The sequence below is a fragment of the Leyella stercorea genome (assembly GCF_019052365.1).
Lineage (GTDB): Bacteria > Bacteroidota > Bacteroidia > Bacteroidales > Bacteroidaceae > Prevotella.
This window is the reverse complement of the sequence record NZ_JAHQUY010000103.1, coordinates 1-7,079: the sequence shown is the minus strand read 5'-3', so window position 1 is coordinate 7,079 and position 7,079 is coordinate 1. Positions and strand designations below refer to the sequence as shown.

The following is a 7,079-nucleotide window of genomic DNA, read 5'->3' as shown; positions in this document are numbered from 1 at the left end:
TTTATGAGACTACCAACTTTTTTTATAAACTATTTCTTATCCCGAACTGGGGTAAAAGTTTCATTTTTTTTGTTTTTTGATTGGGTGTAAATTTAGAAGAGGTAGTCTTTAAGGTGTAGCTACTCAAGTAAGAATAATAACTAAAAAATAAATTTATGAATTTTAAAAGAATTTCAGCTTCATGCTTTTGTTTGTTGCTGGCTGGAAACATAGCGGTTTCAGCTCAAACAGTGACGCTTGGCTCTAATAAGGTCTCTCTGAAGGCTGCGTTTGAGAAAATCGAGAAGGCATCTAAGTACAAGATAGCTTACAACTCCTCGACAATTAACGCTAACCGTATGGTCACCATCAGCAAGACTAAAGGTGACGTGTTGGAGATACTCAACCTGCTGTTGAAGGAATGTGGTTGCACTTATGAGGAAAAGGGCAATTATATTATTGTGAAGCCTCAGTCGAAGAAACAATCCAACGGGCAGAATGTGAAGCGTGTGACGGGTCAGCTTATTGACGAGTTGGGCGAACCGATGATAGGTGTTACTGTCATGATTAAGGGCACCACAACTGGTGTTGTGACCGATTTGGATGGAAAGTTTTCCATAGACGATGTGCCGGCAGGCGCTTCCGAGCTGCATATTTCATATATAGGCTATGAGGCCAAAGATGTGCAGATTTCGTCTTCTGCCATGCAGATAAAGATGAATCCCGACAATGAGTTGCTTGATGAGGTGGTTGTGGTTGGTTATGGAACTGTAAAAAAGGACGACCTCACTGGCTCGGTTTCAGCCATAAAGCCAGACGAGTTCAATCGTGGAGCCAAGTCAACTGCCCAGGATGCCTTGGTCGGCAAGGTGGCTGGCGTCAATGTGGTGTCAAGTTCGGGTGCTCCTGGTTCGGGTTCCACTATCCGTATTCGTAGTGGTGCCTCGCTTTCAGCGTCCAACGATCCGCTGATTGTGATAGACGGTGTCCCGGTAGACAACTCTTCCATAGAGGGAGGAACCAACCTTATCGGTGGTATCAATCCGAATGACATTGAAACCTTTACGGTTTTGAAGGACGCTTCGGCTACTGCCATTTACGGTTCGCGTGCATCCAATGGCGTCATCGTGATTACAACAAAGAAAGGTACGAAGGGCAAGCCTAAGTTCAACTATTCTTCCAACTATGCCGTAAGCACTACAGCAAAGCGTTTGGAAGTGTTGACAGCAGACGAGTTCAGAGCTTTCGCACCTACCGTGACGGGTGTTCCCGAGAATGTGGAAATGGGCAAGAGCAACACCAACTGGCAGGATGAGATTTACCGCACGGCTTTTGGTATGGACCATAACATCTCAATGTCGGGAAGTATCAAGAACAAGACACCCTTTCGTGTGTCTGCAGGCTACACAAACCAGAATGGTGTGATTCGCACCAACAACTATCAGCGTTACACTTTTGACGGAGGCATTTCGCCTAAGTTTTTCAAGGACCATTTAAGTCTAAACCTCAATGTCAAGGCTTCCTACGAGGACAATAGACGAGTGGACGAGGGAGTGGTAGGAAGTGCTTTGTCTTACGATCCGACACGTCCGGTGAAAACGGGCAGTGCCACTTCTGCTACAGATCCTGGTCTTGGCTATTTCATTTGGATGAACGGCAATGCGCCAATGGCTATCCAGGGCGATAACCCTATGGCTCAGCTTGATTTGCAGGACATGCGCAATAGAATCTATCGTTCTATCGGCAATGCTTCGGTTAATTATAAGGTGCATGGCTTTGAGGATTTGCAGCTCAATATGAATTTGGGCTATGATATTTTGGAAAGCAAGTATGCCAAGGATGTTCCTGATCTTGCCGGTATGATGTATACAGCCAACAAGAAGGATGGAACGGGCTTGGATTATGATTCGAAACAGCAGAAGCGCAACATCCTGCTCGACCTTTATGCCAACTACCAGCATACATTTGCTGGAAAGCATGATGTGAGCGCGATGGCCGGTTATGGATGGCAGCATTTCTGGAAGAAGTATAACGACACCACTCTTTCTCCGAAAGGCGAAGAATTGTTCTCGCCGAAGCACTACGAGTCTGAGTATTATCTTCTGTCTATGTATGGACGCTTGAATTATGGCTTTGCCAGCAAGTATATGGTCACAGCCACTTTGCGTGCCGATGCCTCTTCTCGTTTTGCGAAGGGCAACAGATGGGGCTACTTCCCTTCTGTGGCTTTGGGCTGGAAACTGTCGGAAGAGAAGTTCCTTAAGAACAGTAAGGTGCTTACCAACTTGAAACTGCGTCTGAGCTACGGTCTTACCGGTCAGCAGGATATCATCAACGACTATCCTTACATGACCACTTTCTCTGTGTCTTACCCTGAGTCAAGCTATCTCTTTGGTGACAAATGGCATAACACTTATCGTCCAAACGGATATGACAGAGACATAAAATGGGAGACTACCGAGACCTGGAATGCCGGTTTGGATTATGGATTTCTCAACAACCGCATTTATGGTTCGATTGATGTCTACAAACGCCATACCAAAGATTTGCTGAACACGATTCCGGTGATTTCGGGTGTGAACTATTCTGCTGTCCTGACTACCAACATTGGCGAGATGGATAATAAAGGTGTGGAATTCTCGATTAATGCTGTACCAATCAACACAAAGAATTTTACATGGTCGGTAGGAATGAACTACACCTGGAATGATTCGGAGATTACAAAGTTGAACGTGTCGGATAGCGAGGGCTCTTATGTGGAGACGGGTGCTATTTCGGGTACTGGTAAATTTGTTGAATGTTTCATGGTGGGCAAACGTCCTTACACATTCTATCTGGCAAAGCAGGCTTACGACGAGAAAGGCAAGCCGATCGAGGGAAAGTATGTTCAGCCTGATGGTTCGATATCTTCTACAGAGACACGTTATGCCGATAAGTGTGCTTTGCCGAAGTCGTACCTTGGCTTGAACACTCAACTCTCTTACAAGCAGTGGGAGTTGGGCATTACCGGTCATGGCTCTTTCGGCAACTACATCTACAATTACATCGAGGCCGACCAGTATCAGCAGCAGGTGTATAGCGACCAGGGCAATTTCTCGAATATCCTGAAGGTGACAGCAAACAAGGGATTCCAGCAGCAGCAACTCTACACCGACTATTTCTTGCAGCGTGGCAACTTCTTCCGCATAGACAATATCACGTTGGGTTACACGTTCAGAAAACTGTGGAACAGCACTTCGTCTCTGCGTGTGTCTGCGGCTGTCCAGAATGTTTGCACATTCACCAGCTATTCGGGCATCGACCCTGAGATCTACTCAGGCATCGACAGAAATGTCTATCCACGTCCCCGTACCTACTCTTTGTCATTCAATCTGAATTTCTAAACAATCATAATAACGACAGGAATATGAAAAAGAATATATTTAAAATATTGATGTTTGTATTTATGGGTTGCTTGACAACTTCATGTTTCGGCGACCTTGACACAATGCCTCTTGACGAAACACAACTGGTCGGCGAGAAGGTTTATAACACGGCTGATGGCTATACGGGTGTGCTGGCAAAATGCTACGGCTCTCTTATCTTGACCGGACAGAAAGGTGGAGATGGCGGCGATGGCGACATTGAAGGAGCCAACGAGGGCTATTCCAGCTATATGCGTCTGATGTTCTACCTGCAGGAATTGAGCACCGACAACTTCCTTATGCCGTCTTCGTCCAATGGCTTGCGCAAGTGTCTTAACCTTCAATGGGATGCTTCAAATGCATCGGTCATCCGTTGGACCTATCAGCGTCTGTACATGTCTATAGCTTATTGTAACGAGTTGTTAAGACAGTGTACGGAGGAAAAGTTGAAGTCGCGCGGTCTTTGGGACCAGTTGGGTGGCGAGTGTACCTCCTATCGTGCAGAGGCCCGTTTCATCCGTGCTTATTGCTATGCAACCCTGTGCGATATGTTTGGAGCCGTACCTTATATAGATGAAAATACGGGTGTAAAGGATATTCCGGCGCAATGGTCGCGTAAGCAGATCTTTGAGTTCGCCGAAAATGAGTTGAAGGATATACAGAAAGACCTGAAGGCTCCTGGCGAAAATGTTTATGCGCGTGTAGACTGCGTGGCAGACTGGTTCTTGCTCTCTCGCATGTATCTGAATGCCAAGACATGGATTGGAGAAGACCGCTATGACGATGCTTTGACTTATGCCAAGAAGGTGATTGAGGACGGTCACTATCCTTTGGCTTCTGACTATCGCCATATCTTCCTTGCCGATAACGACCAGTGTAAGGAAATCATCTGGCCTTTGGTGCAGGATGGATTGAAGGCGCAGAGCTCAGGTGGCACCAACTTCTATGTGAAGGCTTTTGTCAATGGTCCGATGGACGAACTGTATAACACCGGCATCGGTTCGCGTGGTTGGGGTAATGTCAGATCAAAGACAACTCTCGTTGACGCCTTTGATCCTGCTGACGTGATGTTTGACGTGAATGATCCTTGGGGCAACAATAAAAACGACAAGCGTGCGCAGTTTATGACGGCTTTGCCTAATCAGGTGAAGGAAACTTGGGATTCTAAAGATGCCATGACAAGCACCTACACATGTGGATACGGATACATCAAATGGCGTAATGTCACCAAAAACGACCAGATTCCGGCAAGTGGCGACGCTTATACTTCTATTGATTTCCCACTCTTCCGTACGGGTGAGGCTTACTTGACTGCGGCTGAGGCTATTCTGCGTGGAGCCAAGGGCAGCAAGGCTGAGGCTCTGAAATATGTTAATGAAATTCGTGAGCGTGCTTACATGAGTGGCAAGTATGCAAAGGCTGGTGTGCGTTCTGATGTCTCTGGCGATATTGAGGAGAGCGAGCTGACTCTCGATTTCATCATGGCTGAGCGCCAGCGTGAGTTGGCATCGGAGCTTGTGCGCCGTACCGACCTTATTCGTTTCGGCAAGTACACAAAGGGACATAACTGGGACTGGAAGAACGGCGAGCGTTTGGGTACTGATGTGGACGACCATTTCCAGCTGTTCCCGATTCCTCAAACAGAATTCTCAAACAATCCGAAATTGAAGCAGAATGCTGGTTATGCAAACTAAGAAACATATATGATGAATCTAAGGATTAAGATATTAGCCTTTGTATTGGCTACCGTGGGTTTGGGCGTGAATGCCCAAACCACATTTGAGGAAATCAGTGCGGATCTGAACAAGGCGGGTGGCGTTTATCTGGCATATCCGAAGGTGGAAGCCAAGCAGACGCCAGCCCCCAAAGGGTATAAGCCTTTCTATGTGAGCCACTATGGCAGACACGGCTCTCGCTATTTGTTAGGCGACAGAGATTATCTATGGATTATACAGCTGATGCAAAAGGCCGATTCCATAAATGGTCTTACTCCTCTGGGCAAGGATGTGTTGAAGAGATTGTCGTTGGTGTGGCAGGAAGTTCAAGGACGTGCAGGCGACCTGACTCCATTGGGCGTTCGCCAGCATCGAGGTATTGCGGAGCGAATGTATAAGAATTTCCCTGAGGTGTTCAGAGGCAAGCGTTCTGTCTCTGCCCGTTCTACAGTGGTTTATCGTTGCGCGATGAGTATGGTTGCTTTTGGCGACCGTCTTAAGGGATTGAACCCTCAGCTTGACCTCAGTTATGAGATGAGCGAGAAATACATGTCGTATCTCAATTACCATACCGACCGCTCCAATGCCTTCACTAATGGCGAGAAAGGACCTTGGGTGGAAGAGTACCGCAAGTTTGAGAAGGCACAGGTCAAGCCCGACCGTCTTGTGAACTCTTTGTTCTCCAATGCCGATTTCATCAGATGCGAAGTGAATCCTGATAATTTGATGTGGGGATTGTATTGGATTGCTGTCGACATGCAGGACATAGAGACTCCGTTGTCTTTCTACGATATTTTCACAGCCCGCGAGATGTTCGACTTGTGGCAATGCGTAAACTATCGTTTCTATATCGGCAATGCCAATCCGTTGGCAAGCAAAGGCATCGTGATGGCTAACGCCAAGTCGTTGGTCGAGAACATCATCGAGTCTGCCGATGCAGCCATCAAAGACCGCTCTATAGCTGCCACGTTGCGTTTCGGACATGACGGCAATGTGATTCCTTTGCTGGCTTTGCTCCAGATAGAGAACTTCGATGTTGCTGTGGCCGGACCTTCTGAGGTCTATAAGCATTGGTGCGATTTCAAAGCGACGCCTATGGCTTCAAACGTTCAGATCGTGTTTTTCGAGAACAAGAAAGGCGATGTCCTGGTGAAGTTCCTGCACAACGAGAAAGAGGTTCATATTCCGGTTGAAACAGATATCTGGCCTTATTATCATTGGAATGAAGTAAGAGATTACTACCAGAAGCGTTTGGCTGGCATGTAGTCTCGCCGCCAATTCGACGAGTTGGCGAAGAAGATGTACAAATACATTTTAAAAGATTTAACCTGCTTTTGTTACAGCAGCATGGTAACGCGATGCCCGATATGCGGTAACGATATGCCCAATATGCTGTAATGTTGTTTTTGCTGCGCGGTAATTGTTTTACCGCGCAGTTTTTTGTTTATTATTTCTGAGGATTGATAATAATAAGTTTGAGAGTTAGTGGAAAAGAGTGTAATCCGGCGGACGCACATCGGTGCTCGCCATGACTGCCGTTAAGGAGAAGGTGGAGACCAGCGTCGATCGCCTTTCGTCAGGCGCTGGCAAGACGCTCCTCGGCATCTATTCTACCGACGGCGTGCGCCGCACCGTGTGCCGCAAGGGCATAAACATCCTGCGCTACTCGGACAGCAGCGCGAAGAAGATAGTAAAGCGATAAACAGTAGGATGCTAAGTAACTGATAACATCATAAAGCGATTCCCCTCGTTCGGCAATGCTGAGCGAGGGAATTTTTTTGTTAAAATAAAGGTTTTTTAAGTGATAATCTTCAACCGGTTAAGTATATTTTTCAACCAATTAACCACGATTTTTAACCACTTATGCCGTATACAGATACGTTTAAGCACAAACGTCCAAAGTTCGTGTTGTGTGAATAAAAAGTAATATTGCTGTCCGCTAAAACTCCAAAGAGCATAAAAAACCTGCCCGAAGTCCTTT

Annotated in this window: 5 protein-coding genes; 4 read left to right on the top strand and 1 reads right to left on the bottom strand. The window is 46.5% G+C overall.

What is annotated here, in order from left to right; all coding sequences use genetic code 11:
* Positions 1-155 precede the first annotated feature (155 nt).
* The 4 genes from KTQ90_RS12330 to KTQ90_RS12315 all read left to right on the top strand — a co-directional run bounded on the left by KTQ90_RS12330 (position 156) and on the right by KTQ90_RS12315 (position 6,800).
* Positions 156-3,362, top strand: coding sequence for a TonB-dependent receptor (locus tag KTQ90_RS12330; protein WP_217318678.1), 3,207 nt, complete (start codon positions 156-158; stop codon positions 3,360-3,362).
* A gap of 23 nt (positions 3,363-3,385) precedes the next feature.
* Positions 3,386-5,077 carry a RagB/SusD family nutrient uptake outer membrane protein gene (locus KTQ90_RS12325; RefSeq protein ID WP_217318677.1) on the top strand — a complete coding sequence of 564 codons (1,692 nt, stop codon included), beginning with the start codon at positions 3,386-3,388 and terminating at the stop codon, positions 5,075-5,077.
* Positions 5,078-5,086: 9 nt separating this feature from the next.
* Positions 5,087-6,364: a histidine-type phosphatase gene (locus KTQ90_RS12320; protein WP_217318676.1), complete on the top strand. Its 1,278-nt coding sequence runs from the start codon at positions 5,087-5,089 to the stop codon at positions 6,362-6,364.
* Between the two features lie 262 nt (positions 6,365-6,626).
* The gene (locus tag KTQ90_RS12315; protein WP_217318675.1) at positions 6,627-6,800 is read left to right on the top strand and encodes a hypothetical protein; all 174 of its coding nucleotides are present in this window, start codon (positions 6,627-6,629) and stop codon (positions 6,798-6,800) included.
* A gap of 95 nt (positions 6,801-6,895) precedes the next feature.
* Here the strand turns inward: KTQ90_RS12315 and KTQ90_RS12310 are convergent.
* A partial coding sequence (locus KTQ90_RS12310; protein WP_217318674.1) for a hypothetical protein occupies positions 6,896-7,079 on the bottom strand: 184 nt, incomplete at its 5' end.